16 protein-coding genes are annotated in these 22,145 nt (G+C 66.4%); 10 read left to right on the forward strand and 6 right to left on the reverse strand.

Going from position 1 to position 22,145, the window contains the following annotated elements; translation table 11 throughout:
• The first annotated feature begins 29 nt into the window (after positions 1-29).
• Both recN and ligA read left to right on the forward strand, forming a co-directional pair.
• Positions 30-1,703, forward strand: a complete 1,674-nt coding sequence (gene recN, locus ACQR1Y_RS05995) for a DNA repair protein RecN (protein ID WP_434860657.1) — start codon at positions 30-32, stop codon at positions 1,701-1,703.
• A gap of 110 nt (positions 1,704-1,813) precedes the next feature.
• Positions 1,814-3,964, forward strand: coding sequence for an NAD-dependent DNA ligase LigA (gene ligA, locus ACQR1Y_RS06000; RefSeq protein ID WP_434876644.1), 2,151 nt, complete (start codon positions 1,814-1,816; stop codon positions 3,962-3,964).
• Between the two features lie 236 nt (positions 3,965-4,200).
• Here the strand turns inward: ligA and ACQR1Y_RS06005 are convergent, their stop codons facing one another.
• From ACQR1Y_RS06005 to ACQR1Y_RS06015, 3 genes are all read right to left on the reverse strand, one after another.
• Entirely contained in the window at positions 4,201-5,478 is a 1,278-nt protein-coding gene (locus tag ACQR1Y_RS06005) for a multidrug effflux MFS transporter (protein WP_434876643.1), read from the reverse strand.
• Between the two features lie 190 nt (positions 5,479-5,668).
• On the reverse strand, positions 5,669-7,492 hold the full coding sequence (locus ACQR1Y_RS06010; protein ID WP_434876642.1) for an aminopeptidase P family protein: 1,824 nt from the start codon (positions 7,490-7,492) through the stop codon (positions 5,669-5,671).
• Between the two features lie 477 nt (positions 7,493-7,969).
• Positions 7,970-8,869 (reverse strand): 50S ribosomal protein L11 methyltransferase, encoded by a 900-nt coding sequence (locus ACQR1Y_RS06015; protein WP_434860661.1) that lies wholly within the window; start codon positions 8,867-8,869, stop codon positions 7,970-7,972.
• A gap of 266 nt (positions 8,870-9,135) precedes the next feature.
• Between ACQR1Y_RS06015 and ACQR1Y_RS06020 the strand changes: the two genes are divergently transcribed.
• Positions 9,136-9,300, forward strand: a complete 165-nt coding sequence (locus ACQR1Y_RS06020; protein ID WP_434876641.1) for a Flp family type IVb pilin — start codon at positions 9,136-9,138, stop codon at positions 9,298-9,300.
• Between the two features lie 196 nt (positions 9,301-9,496).
• On the opposite strand, the gene ACQR1Y_RS06025 is transcribed toward ACQR1Y_RS06020, so the two are convergent.
• Entirely contained in the window at positions 9,497-11,098 is a 1,602-nt protein-coding gene (locus tag ACQR1Y_RS06025) for a phytoene desaturase family protein (RefSeq protein ID WP_434876640.1), read from the reverse strand.
• Positions 11,099-11,310: 212 nt separating this feature from the next.
• Between ACQR1Y_RS06025 and ACQR1Y_RS06030 the strand changes: the two genes are divergently transcribed.
• From ACQR1Y_RS06030 to ACQR1Y_RS06045, 4 genes are all read left to right on the forward strand, one after another.
• Complete coding sequence (locus ACQR1Y_RS06030; RefSeq protein ID WP_434876639.1) at positions 11,311-13,590, forward strand: fused MFS/spermidine synthase; 2,280 nt, start codon at positions 11,311-11,313, stop codon at positions 13,588-13,590.
• A 115-nt stretch (positions 13,591-13,705) separates the two neighbouring features.
• Positions 13,706-14,656 (forward strand): acyl-CoA desaturase, encoded by a 951-nt coding sequence (locus tag ACQR1Y_RS06035; protein WP_434860665.1) that lies wholly within the window; start codon positions 13,706-13,708, stop codon positions 14,654-14,656.
• Between the two features lie 48 nt (positions 14,657-14,704).
• Positions 14,705-16,087 carry an MBOAT family O-acyltransferase gene (locus ACQR1Y_RS06040; RefSeq protein WP_434876638.1) on the forward strand — a complete coding sequence of 461 codons (1,383 nt, stop codon included), beginning with the start codon at positions 14,705-14,707 and terminating at the stop codon, positions 16,085-16,087.
• Positions 16,062-17,078 carry a hypothetical protein gene (locus ACQR1Y_RS06045; RefSeq protein ID WP_434860667.1) on the forward strand — a complete coding sequence of 339 codons (1,017 nt, stop codon included), beginning with the start codon at positions 16,062-16,064 and terminating at the stop codon, positions 17,076-17,078. The genes ACQR1Y_RS06040 and ACQR1Y_RS06045 overlap by 26 nt, the downstream gene beginning before the upstream one ends.
• A 6-nt stretch (positions 17,079-17,084) precedes the next feature.
• Here the strand turns inward: ACQR1Y_RS06045 and ACQR1Y_RS06050 are convergent, their stop codons facing one another.
• Together ACQR1Y_RS06050 and ACQR1Y_RS06055 are read right to left on the reverse strand one after the other, a co-directional pair.
• Positions 17,085-18,797: a fatty acyl-AMP ligase gene (locus tag ACQR1Y_RS06050; RefSeq protein ID WP_434876637.1), complete on the reverse strand. Its 1,713-nt coding sequence runs from the start codon at positions 18,795-18,797 to the stop codon at positions 17,085-17,087.
• Positions 18,798-18,817: 20 nt separating this feature from the next.
• Positions 18,818-19,072 (reverse strand): acyl carrier protein, encoded by a 255-nt coding sequence (locus tag ACQR1Y_RS06055; protein ID WP_434876636.1) that lies wholly within the window; start codon positions 19,070-19,072, stop codon positions 18,818-18,820.
• Positions 19,073-19,104: 32 nt separating this feature from the next.
• Between ACQR1Y_RS06055 and ACQR1Y_RS06060 the strand changes: the two genes are divergently transcribed.
• From ACQR1Y_RS06060 to ACQR1Y_RS06070, 3 genes are all read left to right on the forward strand, one after another.
• The gene (locus ACQR1Y_RS06060; protein ID WP_434876635.1) at positions 19,105-19,455 is read left to right on the forward strand and encodes a hypothetical protein; all 351 of its coding nucleotides are present in this window, start codon (positions 19,105-19,107) and stop codon (positions 19,453-19,455) included.
• A 220-nt stretch (positions 19,456-19,675) separates the two neighbouring features.
• On the forward strand, positions 19,676-20,629 hold the full coding sequence (locus ACQR1Y_RS06065) for a sugar-binding protein (protein ID WP_434876634.1): 954 nt from the start codon (positions 19,676-19,678) through the stop codon (positions 20,627-20,629).
• A 13-nt stretch (positions 20,630-20,642) separates the two neighbouring features.
• Positions 20,643-22,145, forward strand: a complete 1,503-nt coding sequence (locus ACQR1Y_RS06070) for a sugar ABC transporter ATP-binding protein (RefSeq protein ID WP_434876633.1) — start codon at positions 20,643-20,645, stop codon at positions 22,143-22,145.

Here is a 22,145-nt window from a genome sequence, read left to right on the forward strand (position 1 = left end):
CCTGCCCCGTTACGAAGGACTTCGGTTCCATGCTGGCGCGACTGTCGATCCGTGACATCGTCCTGATCGAACGACTCGATCTCGAGTTCTCCGATGGGCTTGCAGTGCTGACCGGCGAGACCGGCGCCGGCAAGTCCATCCTCCTCGACGCATTCGCCCTGGCGCTCGGCGGCCGCGGCGATGCCAGCCTGGTGCGGCATGGCGCCGACCAGGGGCAGGTCACGGCCGTGTTCGAGATCGGCAAGGACCATCCGGCCGCCCGGATCCTCGCCGCCAACGGGCTGGATGCCGACGGCGAGATGATCCTGCGCCGCGTCCAGTATGGCGACGGCCGCACCCGGGCCTTCATCAACGACCAGTCGGTCAGCGTGCAGACCTTGAAGGCGATCGGCGCCACCCTGGTCGAGATCCATGGCCAGCATGACGAGCGCGCCCTGGTCGATGCCGCCACCCACCGCCGTCTGCTGGATGCCTTCGCCGGGCTGGAAAAGGATGTCGCGGGTGTCGAGACGCTGTGGGCCGCGCGCCGGACCGCCGTCACGGCGCTCGACCAGCACCGCGCCGGCATGGAGCGCGCGGCGCGCGAGGCCGACTATCTGCGGCATGCCTCGGACGAGCTGAAGAAGCTGGCGCCCAAGGAGGGCGAGGAGACGCAGCTTGCTGCCCGTCGCACGGCGATGATGCAGGGCGAGAAGATCGCGGGCGATTTGCGTGACGCCCAGGACGCCGTCAGCGGCAACCAGTCGCCGATCGCAGCGCTGGCGGCCGCTGTGCGGCGCCTGGAGCGACGTGCGGTTAGCTCGCCGGCGCTGGTGGAGCCGGCGGTGAAGGCCATGGATGCCGCCATCAACGCGCTGGAGGAGGCCGACCAGCATCTGACCGCGGCACTGGCGGCGACCGATTTCGATCCGCTGGAGCTGGAGCGCATCGAGGAGCGACTGTTCGCGCTGCGCGCCGCCGCGCGCAAATACTCCACGCCCGTGGATGGGCTCGCGGCGCTGGCCGCCAAATATGCCGCCGACGTCGTGCTGATCGATGCCGGTGCCGAGCAGTTGAAGAAGCTCGAGGCCGCGGCGGCTGCGGCAGACGGGCGCTATGCGGCGGCTGCCGCCAAGCTTTCCGCGGCCCGCACCAAGTCTGCGGAGAAGCTGAACCGGGCGGTTCACGCCGAGCTCGGCCCGCTCAAGCTCGAACGCGCCAAGTTCATGACCCAGGTCGACAGCGACGCCGATGCGCCGGGGCCGGAGGGTATCGACCGCGTCGAGTTCTGGGTCCAGACCAACCCGGGAACACGGCCGGGCCCGATGATGAAGGTCGCCTCGGGCGGCGAGCTGTCGCGGTTCCTGTTGGCGCTCAAGGTGGTGCTCTCCGACCGCGGTTCGGCGCCGACCCTGGTGTTCGACGAGATCGACACCGGCGTGGGCGGCGCGGTGGCGGACGCCATCGGCGCCCGTCTGGCGCGGCTCGCGCACGGCGTCCAGGTCATGGCCGTCACCCATGCCCCGCAGGTCGCGGCGCGAGCCGACCAGCATCTCCTGATCTCCAAGGACGCGCTCGACCGCGGCAAGCGCGTCGTCACCCGCGTCAATACGCTTGCCACCCTGCACCGCCGTGAGGAAATCGCCCGCATGCTGGCCGGCGCCGAGGTCACCGCCGAAGCCCGCGCCGCCGCCGACCGGCTGCTGGAGGCTGCTGCGGCGTAGATCTTGAGGGAAGAGCCGATGGTTTTTGGCTCCGGCACGCGCATTGTGTAAACCGTCATCGCGGACGGCCTTCGGGCCGTCCTGAATTTGACGAGCAGACAGCGCACAGCATGCCCAAGACAGCCAAACCCAAGACGCCCATCGACGTCGCCGATCTCACCAAGGCACAGGCCAAGGTGGAATGGAAACGGCTGGCGCTGGAGCTCGAGACCCACGACAGGCTGTATTACCAGGACGACGCGCCGAAGATTTCGGACGCGGCCTATGACGAGCTGCGCCGCCGCTTCAACGCCATCGAGACGCGCTTTCCCGAGTTGGTCAGCACCGAATCGCCGTCGCAGAAGGTGGGCGCAGCACCCTCGGGCCGCTTCAAGAAGGTCCGGCATGCGGTCCCGATGCTGTCGCTCGACAATGCCTTCGCGGAAGAGGACGTGCGCGACTTCGTCGGCCGCATCGCGCGGTTCCTCAAGCTCGCCGATGATGACCGCATCGATTTCTCTGCCGAGCCGAAGATCGACGGGCTGTCGATGTCGCTGCGCTACGAAGGCGGCGAGCTTGTCACTGCGGCGACCCGCGGCGACGGTGCGGAGGGCGAGGACGTCACCGCCAATATCCGCACCCTGAAGGACGTGCCGCAGAAGCTGCACGGCCGCAATCTGCCTGACATCTGCGAGGTGCGCGGCGAGGTCTACATGACCAAGCAGGCGTTCCTCGCGCTCAACGAGCGGCAGAAGGAGGCCGGCGACACCATCTTCGCCAATCCGCGCAACTCCGCCGCCGGCTCGCTGCGCCAGAAGGATCCGACGATCACCGCGTCGCGCCCCCTCGGCTTCTTCGCCTATGCCTGGGGCGAGATGAGCGCGATGCCGGCGGAGACGCAGAGCGGCATGATCAAATGGTTCGAGCATTGCGGCTTCACGACCAACCCGCTGACCAGGCTCTGTCACTCCGTCGAGGAGCTGATCGCGTTTCATCGCTCCATCGAGGAGCAGCGCGCCGAACTCGACTACGACATCGACGGCGTCGTCTACAAGGTGGATCGCATCGACTGGCAGGAGCGGCTCGGCTTCGTCTCGCGCACGCCGCGCTGGGGCATCGCGCATAAATTCCCGGCCGAGCGCGCCATGACCGTGCTCAAGGACATCGAGATCCAGGTCGGCCGCACCGGTTCGTTCACGCCCGTCGGAAAGCTGGAGCCGGTCGGCGTCGGCGGCGTCATCGTGCAGAACGTGACGCTCCACAATGAGGACTACATCAAGGGTATCGGCAACAAGGGCGAGGTGCTGCGCGAGGGCCGGGACATTCGCATCGGCGACACCGTGGTGATCCAGCGTGCCGGTGACGTCATTCCGCAGGTGGTCGACGTCCTCATCGACAAGCGACCCGCGGACGCCAAGGAATTCCACTTCCCCAAGAAGTGCCCGTGTCCGCTGCACACCGACGTCGTGCGCGAGGAGACCGCGGCCGGCGAGGAAGGCTCGCGCGCGCGCTGCACCGGCGAGTTCGCCTGTCCCTATCAGAAGATCGAGCATCTCAAGCTGTTCGCCTCGCGCCGCGCCTTCGACATCGACGGGCTCGGCGAAAAGCAGATCCAGTTCTTCTTCGATGAAGGCTGGGTCAAGGAGCCTGCTGACATTTTCACGCTGCAGAAGCGGAACGCGAAGCTCAAGCTGGAGGAGGTCGAGGGCTACGGCGAAACCTCGGTGCGCAATCTCTTCAACGCCATCGACGCGCGCCGCGATATCGCGCTGGAGCGCTTCATCTACGCGTTGGGCATGCGCCATGTCGGCGAGACCACCGCGCTGGCGCTCGCGCGCGGCTATGGCTCGTGGGAGGCATTCCACGAGGCCTGTCTCAAGGTCGCCGCTGCCGACGAGGAGGCGATCGCCGAGATGGATGCGCTCGACCAGATCGGCGACACCGTGATCAAGAGCGTCGCCGCCTATTTCGGCGAGGACCACAATCGCGGCATCGTCGAGCGGCTGACGCGCGAGGTGAAGATCCTCGATGCCGAAAAGCCTAAGCGCAATTCGCCGATCGCGACCAAGACGGTGGTGTTCACCGGCACCTTGGAAAAGATGACCCGCGACGAGGCCAAGGCCACGGCCGAGCGGCTCGGTGCGAAAGTGTCGGGCTCGGTCTCGAAGAAGACGGACTACGTCGTCGCCGGTCCCGGGGCGGGCTCCAAGCTCAAGGATGCGCAGAAGCACGGCGTGCAGGTGCTGACCGAGGACGAGTGGCTGCAGCTGATCGGGGAGTGACCGGACGGCGATTTGAGCTACGCCCGGCCCTTGTTGAGACACCCACCGCTGTCATCATCCGCGAAAGCGGATGATCCAGTATTCCAGAGACAGTCATTGTCGAGTCGAGGCGTACTGGATGCCCGCCTGCGCGGGGCATGACACCGATGATTTATCTGGCCGTTTGGCCAACTCATTGAGCGGCGCATGATAGCATGCGAAAGGGCGGCTGCTTCCTCGCTCCCTCTCGCGCCCCTTCACATCACCCCGGCCTCATCCTCCTCCGCTTGTTCGATCAGCTCCTTGGTCACCGTCACGGACGTGCGCGGGACCAGGAAGATCATGCTGGCGGTGCAGGCGAGCGAGAGCATCAGGATCGCCGACGTCAGCGGCAGCGTGCTCGCGTAATGGCCGCCGAGATAGGCGCCAAGCTGCGACGTCAGCGCGCCGACGCCCATCTGCAGGAAGCCCATGGCGCCTGACGCCGTTCCAGCCGCGCCCGGCCGCACGCTGATCGCGCCGGCCGCGGAGTTGGCCATGACAGCGGCGTTGGCGAACATGATCAGCATCTGCGTGCCGAACAGCACCGACGGCACCTGATTGAAGCCGAAGATGCTCCAGGTGAAGTTGAGCGCCGCGCCCGTGAGCTGCAATCCCAGTCCGAACCAGATCAGCCGGTCGAGGGAGTGGCGCGGCGCATAGCGCACGCAGAACAGATTCCCGACGAAATAGGCGAAGCCCGTTGTTGCGAACCACGCGCCATATTCCGCCGAGGAACGGCCCATCTGCACCTCGACGATGTAGGGTCCGCCGCCGGCGAAAGCGAAGATGATCTGCGAGGCCAGCACTTGGCACAGCATGTAGCCGAGGAAGGCGCGGCTCCTGACGAGATCCGCGACGTCGCGGCGGAAGCTCGCGCCTTCGACCCGGGCAGGGCGGGTCTCGGGCAGGGCCAGCGTCACGGCCGCAGCGATCGCGATCGACAGCGCGGCGACGACGTAGAAGATCGCATGCCAGCCAAGCGCGGTCTCGATCAGTCCGCCGGTCAAGGGCGACAGCATCTGTGCGATCATCATGACCGCGACGACGAGGCTGATCATCGCGCCGATGCGCTCGCGTGGATAGAGATCGCGAATGATGGCGCGGCTGATCACCATGCCGCTGGCGCCGCCGAGCGCCTGGAAGAAGCGCGCCGCGATCAGTTGCGGCAAGGTGTCGGCGAAGATGCAGCCGAAGCTCGCGACGATCGAGAGCGCGAGGCCCGCGAGCATCACGGGGCGTCGCCCAAAACGGTCGGACAGCGGTCCGAGCAGCAACTGCGAGATCGCGATGCCGATCATGTAGAACGACACCGTCATCTGCACGACCGAGGCGTCGCGGCCGAATGTGGTCGCCAGCAGCGGCAGCGCCGGCACCAGCAGATACAGCGAGATCGGCGCCAGCCCGGTCATCACGACGAGCAGGATCAGCAGCGTGCGCGACGGAGCAGCGCGCGGTGGCGCGGCCACAGGCTGCCTGCTGATCATTCCATGCATCGGGAGTGTCGCTCAGATCGTTTCGAACACGATCGAATGTAGCGACCTTCCGCGCCGCGGAAATGCCTGTTTCCGCATGCCGCCATGCCCGCAGCGGCGGCTGTTCCGCGCTCCGCCGTCTGATGATGCAGATGCTGCCACACCCGGCGGCAGACCGTCCGCCGGTTGTGCAGGCCTTGCTGAGCTGACGCTAGAGCGGGGCGGTCGCCTGATCGAGCCAGAGCTGATCGGCCTCGCCGAGCGTTGCGCGGATGGTCTCGCGCACCCTCGCGTGATAGGCGTCGAGCCAAGCGCGTTCTTCGGCGCTCAGCATCGCGACATCGATCAGTCGCCGGTCGATCGGCGCCAATGTCAGCGCCTCGAACCCGTTCATCGGCTTCTCGGCCCCGGCCACCTCCTTCGCCACGACGAGCTCGAGGTTTTCGATGCGGATGCCGAACGCGTCGGTCTTGTAGTAGCCGGGCTCGTTGGACAGGATCATGCCGCGCTTCAGCGGCGTGGTGCCGAGTTTCGAAATCCGCGCCGGGCCCTCATGCACCGACAGATAGCTGCCGACGCCGTGGCCGGTGCCGTGCTCGAAATCGATGCCGGCCTGCCACAGGAATTGCCGCGCCAGGGTGTCGAGCTGGGCGCCGGTGGTGCCGTCAGGGAAGATCGCGCGCGCGATCGCCAGGTGCCCGCGCAGCACCCGCGTGAAGCGGTCGCGCATCTCGTTGGTGGGCGTGCCCACGGCGATGGTGCGCGTGACGTCGGTGGTGCCGTCCTGATACTGCGCGCCGGAATCGATCAGCAGCAGGTCGCCGGGCATGATGCGGCGGTTGCTCTTGCGGGTGACGCGATAGTGTACGATCGCGCCATTGGGACCCGTGCCGGAGATGGTCGGGAACGACACGTCCTTCAGCGCGCCGGTGTCGCGGCGAAAACTCTCCAGCGCCTCGACGGCGTCGATCTCCGTCAGCGTGCCGTGGGGCGCCTCGCGATCGATGAAGGCGAGAAAGCGCGCCAGCGCCACGGCATCGCGCTGATGCGCCCGCCGCGTGCCGTCGATCTCCACCGTGTTCTTGGCGGCCTTGAGCAGGCTGACCGGATCGGCGCCGCGCACCGGCTTGCCGCCCGCGCCCTGGATCAGCCGCGTCAGCGCGTCGGCCGCCGTGGCGCTGTCGAGCGCGATCGTCGCACCTGTTTGCGCGAGCTCGCTCAGGCGCGGCGTCAGCCCATCGGGCTCGGCCACATCGGCGTTCTGCTCGAGATGATCGCGGGTGAGGTTCGACAGCTTGCGGGAATCGATGAAGATCGTCGGGCGCCCGGTCTTCGGTACCAGCGCATAGGAGATCGGCAGCGGCGTGTGCGAGACATCCGCGCCGCGGATGTTGAAGGTCCAGGCGACGTTATGTGAGTCCGAGAGCACCAGCGCCTCGACGCCGAGCCGCTCGATCTCCTTGCGGATGCGGTCGAGCTTCTCGGCTTCGGTCTCGCCGGATAATTCCGTGCCGTGGATGGACACTGCGCCGAGCGGCGGCAGCGGGCGCTCGGTCCAGACGCTGTCGATCGGATTGCTCTCGACCGCCACCAGCTCGGCGCCGGCCTTCGTGCAGGCGGATGCGAAGCGCTCGGCGGCGGCGGTGGTGTGCAGCCAGGGATCGAAGCCGATGCGGTCGCCAGTCTTCAGGTGCGCGCTCAGCCAGCTTTCCGGCGGCGGTTCGATCAGCGATTCCACGCGCCATGCCTTGCCGTCGACCTGCTTGCCGGCCTGCAAGGTGTAACGACCATCGACGAAGATCGCGGCCTCCTGCGGCAGCACGATCGCAAGGCCCGCCGAGCCGGTGAAGCCGGTCAGCCACGCCAGCCGCTCCTCGGAGGGCGGCACATATTCGTTCTGCTGCTGGTCGGCGCGCGGCACGATGAAGCCGGTGAGCTTGCGCTGCGCCAGCTCCTCGCGGAGCGCGGCCAGTCGCGCCGTCAGCGCCACGCCGGTTTCGGGTTCTTCGAACGTCTGGAACAGAGCTTCGAACATCGGTCTCATACTTTAGGCGTGAATCTCGACTGCGGCGGATACTCCACCACGCAGCGGTGCAGTGCACGAAGAATCTCCTTGCATTCGCCTGTGCAAAAAGATTTGCTGTCTTATGCCGGTCATCCGAAAGAGATGCGGCGAGGAAACGTGCGGATCAGACGACCAAGATCGTAATGATCATCCACGGTCGCGCAATCCGGGGAGTGCCTCAACTCAACGGCGAGGGGATGCACAATGCCTGCTTTTACCTTCGAAAAACTTTCGGCGCCGACGCCTCCGGCTGCGGCCACCGTACCCGTCCAGAAGCCGCGCAGCGCGCTGGCTGAACTCGTCAACCGTCTGGTCGAACCTCGCATCCGACGCGGGGCGCGCGCCGCATCAGACCAGCGCCCGCAGCCGGGCGGTCAACCGAAGACGTAATTGCGCTCGTCTTTCGATGATCAGCCCGCCGGCTGGTCGCGACGTGATCTCATCCCTTCAGTGCTGCTGCTTCCTGAGCAGCAGGCTGCTCCAGCCTTCGATCTTCAAGTGCCGCATCGGAACCAGTCCGCGCGCGCGATACGCGGCGGCGACTGCGCGCGCCTGCGGGGTCAGCAGGCCGGAGAGGATGACGAAGGCGCCGGGCGCCAGATGGCGCTGCATGGGGGAGGCCAGCTGCCGCAGCGGATTGGCCAGGATGTTGGCGAGCACGAGATCGAACGGACCCTGATGGGCAAAATCCGCCGCGGCAAAGCCGGTGGCGCGGATCACGCGTACCAGCGGACCTGCGCCATTGAGGCGGGCGTTTTCGCGCGCCACGACGACGGAGGGCGCGTCGATGTCGCTTGCCAGGATAGGGCGATGCGTGGCCTTGGCCGCGGCGATCGCCAGCACGCCGGTTCCCGTGCCGAGGTCCAGCACCCGCCGCGGAGCGTGTGCCTTCAGCACGTGATCGAGCAGCAGCAGGCAGCCGCGCGTCGTGCCATGATGCCCGGTGCCGAACGCCAGCGCCGCCTCGATCTCGATTCCGAGCTTGTTGGCCGGAACGCGCGCCCGGTCATGGCTGCCATGGACCAGGAAGCGGCCGGCTGGCACTGGAACCAGGTCGTCCAGGCTGGCTTTCACCCAGTCCTTGGCCTCGACCACTTCGAAGCTGAGACTTTGCGCCGCCTCGGCGCCGGCGGCCCCGCCGACGAGCTCTCGGACCAAGTCCTGGTCGGGCGGGTCGGCGAAGTGCACCGTGACGTCCCAGCGGCCGTCCGGCCGTTCGAAGGCGGCAACGGCCGCGTCGCCCTCGAAGAACACCTCCGTCAGCACGTCCACCGCCGGACGCGCGGTCGCTTCATCCGGCACGGTGAAGCTGGCCTTGTGGGTCGCGGGCGTCAGGGCTGAGGTCATGAAGCGGGTTCCGGCTGATTTCACGGCGTGGTTAAGCAATCTCACCGCGAGCGCAAGCCCTTATGCCCCAAAATGCCTCCGGCAGGCGCAGCCAACGGTTGTATTTTGGCTTCGGAATAACTCGGCTAAAAGTCGCGCCGCAATTGGCGCAAATAACGCCGCAACTTGCCTGCGGCAAATTATACCAACTTTAGGTTTTGAGCGCTTAGGGTTCCCGCGTTGGGAACCGGCTGTCCTCGGTTCCCGGGTTGGGAAACGAGGTTCAGATGAAGACGCTTTTCTTGAAGTTCTTGCGCGATGACTCCGGCGCCACCGCCATCGAGTACGGCCTGATCGCGGCGGGCATTTCCCTGGCGATCATCGCCGCCGTCAACGGGCTGGGCTCCTCGCTGAGCAGCAAGTTCGAATCGATCAATACCTCGCTGAAGTAATTTTTCTGCCGAGCGCGGCGTTCTCGAAAGCCGGGCCCTTGGCCCGGTTTTCTGTTGTTGGCACCTTGTCGACAGCGAATACCCAAATTCTTCACAGGGATATCCACCGGTTTGCGAACAAGGCGTCCGCAGGATTGGCCGTCGCCCGTTCACCGCGTTTCCGCAGCTCTGTGCACAGCCTATCCACCGGTTGTCCTCAGCCGAACAGCCCGCGATGGTCGGCCAGAATCGCCTGCGCCGCATTGTGGCCCGGCGCGCCGGTGACGCCGCCGCCGGGATGGCTGCCCGAGCCGCAATGGTAGAGTCCCTTCAGCGGCGAGCGATAGTCGGCGTGTCCGAGCATCGGCCGGGCCGAGAACAGCTGGTTCAGCGTCAGCGCGCCGTGGAAGATGTCGCCGCCGAGGAGGCCGAACTGCCGCTCCAGGTCCAGCGGCGACAGCGCCTGCCGACCGATGACGCTGGCGGCAAATCCCGGGGCATAACGGTCGACGGTTGCGATCATGAGGTCGGCGACCTCGTCGCGGTGATCGTCCCAGGAGCGGCCATCCGGCAGCTCCGGCGCGACATGCTGGCAGAACAGGCTGGCGACGTGCTGGCCGGCAGGGGCCATCGTCGGATCAAGCGTCGAGGGGATCAGCAACTCGACCACGGGATCCCGGCTCCAGCCGTGGGCGCGCGCGTCGAGATAGGCTTGGTCCATGTAACCCAGGCTAGGCGCCAGGATGATGCCGGCGGAGAGATGGTCGCCGTCGCCCGGGAGGGCGCTGAACGAGGGCAGGCGGCTCAGCGCCACGTTCATGCGGAAGGTGCCCGAGCCGTTGCGCCAGTTGCGGATGCGGCTCAGAAAAGCCTCGGGCAGGGCGCCTGTCGGCACCAGCCGCGTATACAGCAGCTTGGGATTGACGTTGGCGGCGACATAGCGGGCGCGAAGCGCGCGGCCGTCATCCAGCACGACGCCGACGGCGCGGTCGCGTTCGACGATCACCTCGCGCACGCCGCAGTCGACCTCGACGAGCGTTCCCAGCTCCTTCAGGCTGCGCGCCATGGCCTGGGTGATCGCGCCCATGCCGCCGATGGCGTGACCCCAGACGCCCTTCTTGCCGTTCACCTCGCCAAAGGCGTGATGCAGCATCACATAGGCCGAACCGGCGGCGTACGGGCTGGCATAATTGCCGACGATGGCGTCGAAGCCGAACAGCGCCTTCACCAAGTCGGTCTCGAAGATCTCGTCCAGCATCTCGCCGGCCGAGCGCGTGAACAGGTCGAGCAGGTCGCGCTGCTGCTCCAGCGACAAGGCGCGCAGCGTGTTGGCGGTGCCGAGCGCGTTGAAGGCCTCGCGGATCGCGGGCAGGCCGAATTGACCGACGAGATTGGGCGGCGCGCGCAGCACGAGGCTGCGCAGCACATCCGCGATCGCCTCGAGCCGCGCCGAGAACGGGCCGATCATCTCCGCATCGCGAGGATTGAGGCGGGCGACGGAGGCCTGCGTGCGGCCTTCGCCGGTCAGCAGATAACGGCCGTCGGGAGAGGGCAGGAAGTTCTGCGCGCGCCGCTCGACGATCTCGAGCCCGTGCTGATGCAGCTTGAGATCGGCGATGACGCGCGGGTTGAGCAGGCTCACCGTGTAGGAGGCGACGGAGTTGCGGAAGCCCGGATGAAACTCCTCGGTGACGGCGGCGCCGCCGACCACCTTGCGGCGTTCGACCACATGCACGCGCAGGCCGGCCATCGCCAGATAGGCCGCACAGGTCAGGCCATTATGGCCCGCGCCGATGATGATCACGTCGGTTTCGTTCATGTCAGCTTCAAACAGCCCTGATTAATGACCGGCGGGAGCCGCCTGCCAGGAACCTCGACGGGTGCTGTCGCCCCGGATCGCCGCCGCGTCAAGGGGAACTCGGTTTTGCCGCAGCGCCTCGCCATACCGCCCCCCGATCCGCTATGTGTCGTCTGCACGCGGCGGTCCGGCTCCTCGTCTCCGATGCCGGGCGCGCCGCTGCTGGAGTTGTCATGACCTCAATCGCCTCGTCCGCCGCCGTCGCCCAGCCGTCCGCCGCCCGCAACCGGCTGGTGCTCGTGGTCTATACCGCCGCTATCTTCGTCAGCGCGCTGCTGCTGTTCTCGGTGCAGCCGCTGTTCACCAAGATGGTGCTGCCGCGGCTCGGCGGCTCGCCAGCGGTGTGGTCGGTGGCGATGGTGTTCTTCCAGGCGTTGCTGCTGGCGGGCTACGCCTATGCCCACTTCCTGACGCAGTTGCGCAGCCGCGTGATCCCCGTGGCCATCCATCTGCTGCTGCTCGGCTTCGCGCTGCTCAGCCTGCCGCTGTCGATCGCCGGCCACTGGGGCGATCCGCCGACCTCGGGCTACGCGGTCTGGCTGCTCGGCCTGTTCGCGGCCTCGATCGGTCTGCCGTTCTTCGCGCTCGCCGCCAACAATCCGCTGCTGCAGGCCTGGTTCGTCCGCACGGGGCATCCTTCAGGGCCAGATCCCTATTTTCTCTATGCCTCCTCGAACATCGGCAGCTTCCTGGCGCTGCTGTCCTATCCGCTGCTGGTCGAGCCGATCTTCAGCCTGCGCACGCAGAATCTGATCTGGGCCGGTGGCTACGGCCTGCTGATCGCGCTGATCGCCGGCTGCGGCGTGCTGCTGCTGCGCTCGCCGGTGACGGTCGCGAGCCTGCTGCAGAACGACGTCAGCGACGCGCCGGCGCCGCGCTGGCTGCTTCGGCTGCGCTGGATCTTCCTGGCCGCGGTGCCGTCGGGCCTGCTGATCGCCGTGACCGCGCACATCTCCACCGACGTCGCCGCGGCACCCTTGCTGTGGGTGCTGCCGCTGTCGCTGTACCTGCTCACCTGGGTGCTGGTGTTCCAGTCTCGGCCGCTGCTGCCGCACAAATGGATGCTGGCGCTGCAGCCGCTCGCGATCGCCGGCGTCGTCGTGCTGCTCGCCTTCGGCGGCGAGCAGAACCTGGCGCTGACGCTCGGCGGCCATCAGCTCTGCTTCTTCATCATCGCGATGGCCTGCCATGGCGAGCTCGCGCGCACGCGGCCGCCGGCGAAATACCTCACGGGCTTCTATGTCGCGCTGTCGTTCGGCGGCATGGTCGGCGGCCTGTTCGCGGGCCTGATCGCGCCGTTCACCTTCTCCTGGGTGGCCGAATATCCGATCCTGCTGGCCCTCGCGGCACTATGCCGCCCGTCGGCCAATGAGCGGTTGCCGCAGCTGACGCGCTGGTACTGGATCCTGCTGGCGGCCATCGCCATCGCGCTGCTGGTGCCGGCCGGCATGACCGGCAAGCTCACGACCTATCTGGAGGATCATCGCGTCTATGTCGCCGGCGCCGTGGGCGCGCTCGCCGCCGTCGTTGCGCTGCTGCTCAACGCCGGGCGCTGGAAGGTGTTCGCGACGGCCGCGCTCGCGCTAGTGCTGATCCGCGCCTATCCGGCCGACGATGGCCGCGTCGAGACCGTCCGCAGCTTCTTCGGCGTGCACAAGATCGTGGTGACCTCCGACGGCCACTATCACGTGCTGATGCACGGCACGACGATTCACGGCGCGCAGAAATATCTCAACGCCGACGGCTCCAAGGTCACCGGCCGTCCCGAGCCGATCACCTACTACCACAAGGACGGCGGCATCGGCCGCGCCATCACCGCGATTCGCGAGCGCAAGGGCGCGCCGCTGAAGGTCGCCGTGATCGGCGTCGGTGCGGGCACGCTCACCTGTGCCGCCGAACCGGGTGAGGACTGGAAGTACTTTGAGATCGACCAGACCATGGTCGATACCGCGAGCGATCCGAAATATTTCAGCTACATCAGGAACTGCGCGCCCGACTTCAAGCCGGTGATCGGCGATGCCCGGCTGACCTTCGCCAAGGAGCCTGATGGCGTCTACGATCTCATCATCGTCGATGCCTATTCGTCGGACGCGATTCCCATTCATCTCGCCACCGAAGAGGCGATGGCGATCTACAAGGCCAAGCTGGCGCCGCAGGGCGCCGTGGTGATGCACGTCTCCAACCGCCACCTCGAACTCGAGAGCGTCGTCGTCGGCATCGCCGACGCCAACGATCTGAAGAGCTGGGTCTACAACGAGGACTCCGGCCGCGACGACGAGTACATCTTCTCCACCGACGTCGTGATCAGCGCGCGCGAGGACGCCGATGTCGGCAAGCTGGCCTCGTCGCCCAAATGGACCGAGACCGAGCCGACCGACGGGGAGCGGGTCTGGACCGACGACTACTCCAACATTCTCGGTGCGGTGTACCGCCGGCTGCGCGACGGGGAATAGCGGCGCTTCCGCCACACATCCCGGCCTCCTTGTGAACGGGACCCGTCTCGCGGTTGCAGCATGCCGCGGAGCGTGTACTCTGCCGTGCATTGTTTGATTTATCTTTCGGATGGCCATGCGCGACAATCGAGTGCTCAGGGGCCGACATCTGCACCGGCTGCAGCGACGCCACTTCATCCTGTTCGACGTTCTGCCCTTCGTAGGTACCCTGGTGGCACTTGCGCTGCTGCTCGTGCGGCCGATCGGGGCGATGGAGCTCGGCCTGTTCGCGGTGATGTGGCTGATCACAGGCCTCGGCCTGACCGTCGGCTATCACCGCCTGTTCACGCACGGCGCGTTTGCGACGGCGGGCTGGGTGAGCAATCTCCTGATCATCATGGGCTCGATGGCGGGCAGGGGACCGATGATCTCCTGGGCGGCCATGCATCGCCGGCATCACGAACTGTCTGATCACGATGGCGACCTGCATTCACCGAACCTGCACGGCGATGGCTGGCGCGGGCGCTTGCGCGGGCTCGTTCATGCCCAGCTGACCTGGATGGTCGAGCACGACTATCCCAACGTCGCGCATTACGTGCCCGATCTGATCGCGCAGCGCAGCTGGGTCAAAGTCAACGGGTACTACTATGCGTGGGTGCTGCTCGGGCTCGCGCTTCCCGCACTTGCGGGCGGGCTGATCTCGCAGAGCTTGTGGGGCGTGCTCACCGGCTTCCTGTGGGGCGGCGTCGTCCGGATGTTCGTGGTCGAGCAGACGATGTCGGCGATCAATTCGCTCAATCACATGCTCGGCAGCCGGCCCTTCCAGACCCGCGGCGACAACAGCCGCAATCTCGGGCTGATGGCGTGGCTTGCCTGGGGTGAAGGCTGGCACAACAATCATCACGCCTTTCCCTATTCGGCGGCGTTCGGCCTGCGCTGGTCCGAATTCGACCTCGGCTTCCTGTTCATCAGGGCACTCGAGGCCGCAGGTCTCGCCTGGAACGTCAAGGTCCCCGCGCCGGAGAAGATCGCCGCGCGGATGACGATGCCGGCGTCCGAGGCCGCCGCCGATTACGGGCATGGCTGACCGTCATCGATTGGGTCCGAGGCGGGACAGGCGGAGCCGCGCCGGCTGATGCTGTTCAACAGCTATGCGTTTCTCCTGGTGTTCCTGCCGGTAGCGATCGTGCTGGCGCGCATGGCCGATCCGTATCCGGCCTTGCGCATGCCGGTCCTGATCGGCCTGTCGCTCGCGTTCTACGGCTATGGCGATCCGCCGTTCCTACTGCTGCTGATTGCCTCCATCACCGGCAATTGGCTCGCCGCGCGGCTGTTCGCCCGTTTCAAGGTGAAGGGCATTCTCACCTGCGCGATCATCGCCAATCTCGCGCTGCTCGGCCTGTTCAAATACGCCGATTTCGCCGTCGCCAATCTCGACCTGTTGATCGGTCACGGCTTCCAGCCGCTACAGCTGGCGCTGCCGCTCGGGATCTCGTTCTTCACCTTTCATCACATCATGTATCTCACCGATCTGCGCGCCGGAAAGGCGCCGCTGACCGCGCTCGATCGCTATGCGCTCTACATCGCCTTCTTCCCGCAGGCGATCGCCGGACCGCTCGCGCGCTGGTCGGAGGTGATGGAGCAGTTCGGCCAGCGTATCTATGCGCCCGGCTGGCAGCAGCGCTTTTTTCTCGGGATCGTCTTCATCGTCGGTGGGCTGATCGAGAAGATCATGTTCGGCGACCGGATCGCTCGTTTGCTCGATCCGATCTACGCGCAGGCGGCGACCGGTCCGTTGCCGGCCGGTGATGCCTGGCTCGCGGCCTTCGTCTCGGTGCAGATCTTCTACGATTTCGCCGGCTACTCCGACATGGCTATCGGGCTCGGCCTGCTGTTCGGCGTGCGGCTGCCGTTCAATTTCGACGCGCCGCTGCGCGCCACCAACATGCAGGACTTCTGGCAGCGCTGGCACATGACGCTGATGGCGTTTCTGCGCGACTACGTGTTCCGCCCGATGGTCAATGCGCGCGTGCTGCCGCGCCGGCTGTTCGCAGTGCAGTATTTCGCCGCCATGCTGATCACGATGGTCCTGTGCGGCCTGTGGCATGGCGCGAGCTGGAGCTTCGTGCTGTGGGGCACGCTGCACGGCGTGGCCGTGGTCGTCTGCGCGCTGTGGCGCCGGTTCGGCCCGCGCCTGCCGGCCGTGCTCGGCTGGCTGCTCACCTTCCTCGTCGTGCTCGGCACCGGCGTCATCTTCCGCGCCGGCTCTGTCGAGGCGGCGTGGCATGTGTTTCAGGGATTGGCCTCGCTGCCGCCGGTCGAGCGCGGCGTGCGGCTGCTACCGATCGTGATTCCCACCCTGGCCGCGGTGCTGCTGCCGGCCAGCCAGGACGTCGCCGCGCGCCTGACGCGCCGCCCGAATGTGGGCCTGGCGGTGCTGCTGGGTGTCGCCGTCCTGGCGTTGTTGATCGAACTTGGAGAACGCGACGTTCATGAGTTCATCTACTTCAAGTTCTGACGCCGTCGCGTCGGCGATCTGGGAACGCTGCATCGCCGCGTTTCTCGCCGCGCTCGGCGGCGGCGCACTGCTGGTGCTGGCGCTGATGGTCGCAATCGATCCCTATGACAGCGGCCGGTTCGGCCTGCTCGGCATCAAGGGCACCGGCGACAGCTGGACGCCGACGGGGCAGGTGAGCCGCGCTCGCGATCCCGATTTCGATTCCGCTGTTATCGGTAACTCCACCGCGCAACTCATCAGGCCGGACACATTGTCGGCCGCGACCGGATCGCGCTTCGTGCAGCTGTTCGTGTCCGGAGCGCCGCCGCAGGCACAGCTCGCCGTGCTCGGCTTCTTCCTTCGCCATCATGCCAAGCCGCGCGCGCTGGTCGTCGTCATCGATGATCCCTGGTGCGCGCATCAGGACGCGATCGCTGCCAACGACACGTTCCCCTATTGGCTGTATGACGGCAGCGCGCTGCGCTACACCGCGCATCTGTTCAACTGGCGGGCCATCGACCTTGCCATCCGCCGCATCAAGATATGGCGCGGATTGCGCGCGCCTGAGCGGCCCGATGGCTACAGCGACTACGAGATCGACTATCCGCCGGGCACGCAGGCGCCCGCCGACGTGCCGCAGCCTCCCGCGCCGCGCGACGATGAAGCGATCAGCACGTCCTTCCCGCTTGCCGAGCGCCTAAACCGGCTCATTCGCGGCGTGCCGGCCGAAACGTCCGTGGTCCTGGTGGTCCCGCCGAACTTCCATACGATCCTGCCCACGCCGGGGAGCCGTGCGGCGCGCGAGCGCGAGGCCTGCAACGCCGCCTTCCGGCAGCTGGTTTCGGGGCGCGCGCACAGCAATCTGATCGATTTTCGCGTCGACAACGCGCTGACGCGCAATCCAGCGAATTTCCTCGACCACATCCACTACCGCTCCGCCATCGCGCGCCGCGTCAATGACGGGATCATCGCGAGCATCAGGGACGGCGCGGCGGCGCGGATCGATTTCTGAACGCCGTCACGAATCGAGCGGCTGCAGCTCACCATCGAGCCACAGCTGCCGCGCGCGCCGCCGCTGGATCTTGCCGCTGGTGGTCTTCGGCAATTGCCCGGGGTGGATCAGCACGACATGCCGCGCGAACACCTCGTGCGCCTCGGTGACGCGCTCGCGGATCAAGCCCGCAAGTTCCTCGATGTCGATGCGCTTGCGCTCGGTGCGCTCGACCTCCTGAACGACAACGAGCGTTTCGCTGCCGTCCTCATCCGGCACCGAAAACGCCGCGCCGCAGTTCGGCCGCAGCGCCGGGGCGGTGGCCTGAACGGTGGCCTCGATGTCCTGGGGGTAGTGATTAACGCCCCTGATGATCAGGAGATCCTTGATGCGGCCGGTGATGAACAGCTCGCCCTCGGCATCGAGAAAGCCGAGATCGCCGGTCCGCAGCCACAGCGCGCGGTCTTGATCACCGTCGATGGTCGCGCGGAGATCCGCTTTCGTCGCCGCCGCATTGCGCCAGTAGGAGCGGGCGACGTTCGGGCCGTTCACCCAGATTTCGCCGACTTGGTCAGGTGCGAGCTTTGCGCGGGTTTCCGGATCGACGATTGCGATCCGCTCGCCTGATAGGGCGCGGCCGCAGCCGACGATCGTGCTGACGTCGTCGGGCGCGGCCGGTGTTGTCGCATGGTGTGCCTGCAGCGCGCGATGGCTGACGTCGCGGAGCACCGCTCCTGCGCCTCTGCGTCCACCAGAGATGAGCAGCGTCGCCTCGGCCATGCCATAGGCCGGGTAAAGGGTGCCCGGCGCGAAGCCATGCGCAGCGAAGGTCTCGGCGAAGCGACGCAGCGTCTCGGCGCGCACCGGCTCGGCGCCGTTCAGCGCCACCTTCCAGCCCGAGAGATCCACGTCCCGCATCTGCTCGGCGCGGTAGCGCGCGACACAGAGGTCGTAGCCGAAATTGGGACCGCAGGCGACTTCCGCGCCGTAACGCCCGATCGCGCGCAGCCAGTTCAACGGCCGCTGGGTGAACGCGTTCGGCGCCATCAGCACGCACAGCGCGCCGACATAGAGCGTCTGCAGCGCGTTCAGGATCAGTCCCATGTCGTGATAGAGCGGCACCCAATTGACGTAGGTCGATTGGCTGGTGTTGCCGAGCGCGAGCCGGATCATCTCGGAATTGGCCAGCAAATTGGCGTGGCTCACCGCGACGCCCTTCGGTTCCGACGTCGAGCCGGAGGTGTATTGCAGGAAGGCGATGTCCTCGGTCTCGATGCGATGCGCCGGCAAGGCGACGGCATCACCCGGCGACGCGAGATCGACGGCCAGGCAGCGCAGGCCATCGCGGGCGAAGCGGTCCTGCAGATCGCCGCGTAGCGCGAAGGCGGCACTGCTCAGGGCCAGCGTCGGCGCACAATCGGCGATGATCGCGCCGCTCGCATCGCGCGCGCCCAACCGCCGCGGCATCATCATGGGAACGGCGATCAGTCCCGCGATCAGGCAGCCGAAGAACGCCACGAAGAATTCGAGGCCCGGCGGAAACACCAAGAGCGCGCGGTCGCCGGGCTGCGCCTGGTCGGCGAGCCGCGCCGCCAGCCTGCGGGCCTTGGCGTGGAGTTCACCGAAGGTGAGGCTTGCTTCCTCGGCGCCGCGGTCGTTGAGGAAAAGATACGCCCGGTCGTCGGGTTGCGCATGAGCGCGGGCCTCTAGCAGCGCGACCAGCGAACTGAAAGCGTCCATCGCTCGTGCCGTGCCGGCGCCTATGCGGCGGGCCGGGCCGCGGTGCGTCCCGCCAGCTGGCGCGACAGCTCGTCGATGGTCGGATAGTCGTAGAAGTCGTCCATCGACAACTCGATGCCGAGCTTCTCTTCAAGCTCCATCATGACGTAGACGACCATCGCCGAATCCAGCCCGAGCCGGCTGAACTTGCTCGTCGTGTCGATGCGATCGGGGGGAAGCCGGAGGGTCTTGGCGAGCGAAGCGACGCAAAATTCCGAAATCTGTTCACGCGTCATCCAAGAGGCCTTTGTGTGAAAAATCGGGACATATGCGGCCACAATACGAAGCCGATGCGGCGAGTCAATTTGGCCAGCCCGGCACGGTCTCCAACCTCCGCAAGGTGCGGCCGAAAGGTCACGGCATCGCAAGCCTCGTCGTGAGTTGTTCGAACAGCCGGAAACGCCGCGAAGTAACTCGATCTCAGGGGCGGTTGGGCTTCGATAGCACGTGCTTAGCTGCGCGTTGCGCGCTTGAACCGGTCTCCCGTCCATCGCGACGACGAAAAGAGGTGCGCGCCTCGACCGAGCGGACCGAAGCCATTGTGCTGCCGCTGGCCTTTTTGCCGATGCTGTCCTCGCTCCTCAATTTTGCAGCGCAGAACATGGAATTCCCTGATTGACTCTGACATCTGTTGCGTGCCGGTCATCACCATGCTACCTGAGGTGCGCCCCTCATTGAGGCCTATCGTCGGCCTTTTGATGCGGGCAGCGTCCGAACGGCAAATTGCCGTCCTGTCCGAGCCGGCATCGTCTCGGGCAAGTGATATGGGCAAGCGATAGACTCGTAAGTACCAAAACACCGGCCGCATCAAGCAGGCTGGCTTACATGGGAGGGGTTCGATGAAGCGTCTTTGGATGGCCGGCGCGTCGGCTTTGTTGGCGGTGGCGCTCGGTGTGGGGTCGGCGGGAGCAGCGGACAAGAAGGTTCTGGCCTTCGTGGTCAACGGCGCATCCGACTTCTGGAAGATTGCCGAGGCCGGCGTGAAGAAGGCGCAGGGCGAGCTTCCCGACTACAATCTGCAGCTCAAATATCCGGAGCAGGCGGCCGCCGCCGTGCAGCAGCGGATGCTCGATGATCTCGTCGCGGCCGGCGCCGCCGGAATCATGGTCAGCGCCGTCGATCCCAAGAACCAGACCGAGCACCTCAACAAGATCGCCGGCCAGACGGTGCTCTTCACCACCGACAGCGATGCTCCGCAATCGAAGCGCATCGCCTATATTGGCTCCTCCAACACAGAGCTCGGCAAGGACGCCGGCAAGATGATGCTGAAGGCGCTGCCGAATGGCGGCAAATGCGTCGGCTTCGTCGGCCTGCTGGGCGCCGACAATGCGCGCGAGCGCATCGAGGGCGTCAAGGAAACGATCAAGGGCTCGAAGGTCGAGCTGGTCGACGTGCGCGGCGACGAGATCGACCAGACCCGCGCCAAGCGCAATGTCGAAGACATCCTGGCGGCGATGCCGGACGTCAGCTGCCTGGTCGGCTTCTACTCCTACAACACCCCGCGCATCTACGAGGTGCTGAAGGAGGCCGGCAAGCTCGGCAAGATCAAGATCATCGGCTTCGACGAGGATCCGATCACGCTCGGCGGCGTGAAAGACGGCGCCATCGAGGGCACCGTCGTGCAGCAGCCCTACGAGTGGGGCTATCAGGGCATGAAGCTGATGGCGAAGGTCGTCCAGGGCGACAAGTCCGGCGTTCCCGCGAACGGCATCATCATCGTGCCCGGCAAGGTCATCGACAAGTCCAACGTCGACGACTTCATGGCGCAGATGAAGCAGATGCTGAAAAAGTAGCGCGGCGGCCGGCGTGTCCGGGCCCTTCCTCGAACTGATCGACATCGGCAAGACCTATCCTGGCGTGGTCGCCCTCGACCACGTCAGCCTCTCGGTCGCCCCCGGTGAGGTGATCGCCTTGCTCGGCGAGAACGGCGCCGGCAAGTCCACACTGATGCGCGTGCTCGGCGGCGTGGTCACGCCGAGCAGCGGCACGATTCGCATCGATGGCGTCGACCGGACCAGCTACACCGTGACGGATGCGATTGCGGCCGGCATCGCCTTCGTGCACCAGGAACTGAACCTGTTCGACAATCTCGATGTCGCCGGCAACGTGTTCATCGGCCGCGAGCCGGTCTTTGGCGGCCCGTTGCGGCTGATCGACCGCGCCACGCTGCGCGCCAAGGTGCGGCCGCTCATCGATCGGCTCGGGGCCGATTTCGCGCCGGACACGCCGCTCGCTGAGCTGTCGCTGGCGCAGCGCCAACTGGTCGAGATCATCAAGGCGCTGTCGCTCAACGCGCGCTGCGTGATCATGGACGAACCGACGTCGAGCCTGACCTTGTCGGAGACCGAGCGGCTGATGCAGGTCATCGCCGGCCTGAAGGCCGACAGCGTCAGCGTCATCTTCATCACGCATAGGCTGAACGAGGTGGTGCAATGCGCGGATCGTGCCGTCGTGCTGCGCGACGGCCGCACGGTCGGCACGCTGACGCGCGGCGAGCTCAATCCGGCCGCGATGATCCGGCTGATGATCGGCCGCGATCTGCGGTCGCTCTACGTGCCGCCGGCCGCGCCGCCCGGCGCCGCCGTGCTTGACGTCGTCGATGCCGTCACGTCTACCTATCCGCGACAGGCCGTGAGCCTGCAGTTGCGGTGCGGGGAGATTCTCGGTCTCGCCGGGCTTGTCGGTTCCGGACGCACGGAGCTCGCGCGCGCGATCTTCGGTGTCGAACCCTTGCTGGCCGGCGGCATCAGTCTCGACGGCGAGGCCGTCCGCATCTCGACTCCGCGTGCGGCGATCGAACGCGGCATCTATCTCATTCCGGAGGATCGCAAGGGCTGCGGCCTGCTGCTCGACTTTCCGATCGCCGAGAACATCTCGCTGCCGGATCTCGCCTCCTACGCCAGCCTGGGGCTGGTGGACAGGTCGCGCGAGACCGACAATGCCGACCGCCAGCGCGAGCGCCTCAAGATCCGCGCCCCCGACGTCAAGATGCAGGTCGGCACCTTGTCCGGCGGCAACCAGCAGAAGGTCGTGCTCGCCAAATGGCTGTCGATGCGGCCGAAGGTCCTGATCTTCGACGAGCCGACGCGCGGCATCGATGTCGGCGCCAAGCAGGAGATCTACGACATGCTGCGGCGGCTCGCCGATGCGGGCGTCGCGATCCTGATGATCTCGAGCGACATGGAAGAGGTGGTCGGCGTCAGCGACCGCATCGCCGTCATGCATGAAGGCAGAATTTCCGGCTTCCTGGCGCGCAGCGAGTTCAGCGAGCACAATGTGCTGCAGCTCGCCGTCGGCCACACCATCTGA

This window comes from Bradyrhizobium sp. HKCCYLRH3099 (assembly GCF_051167855.1).
Lineage (GTDB): Bacteria > Pseudomonadota > Alphaproteobacteria > Rhizobiales > Xanthobacteraceae > Bradyrhizobium.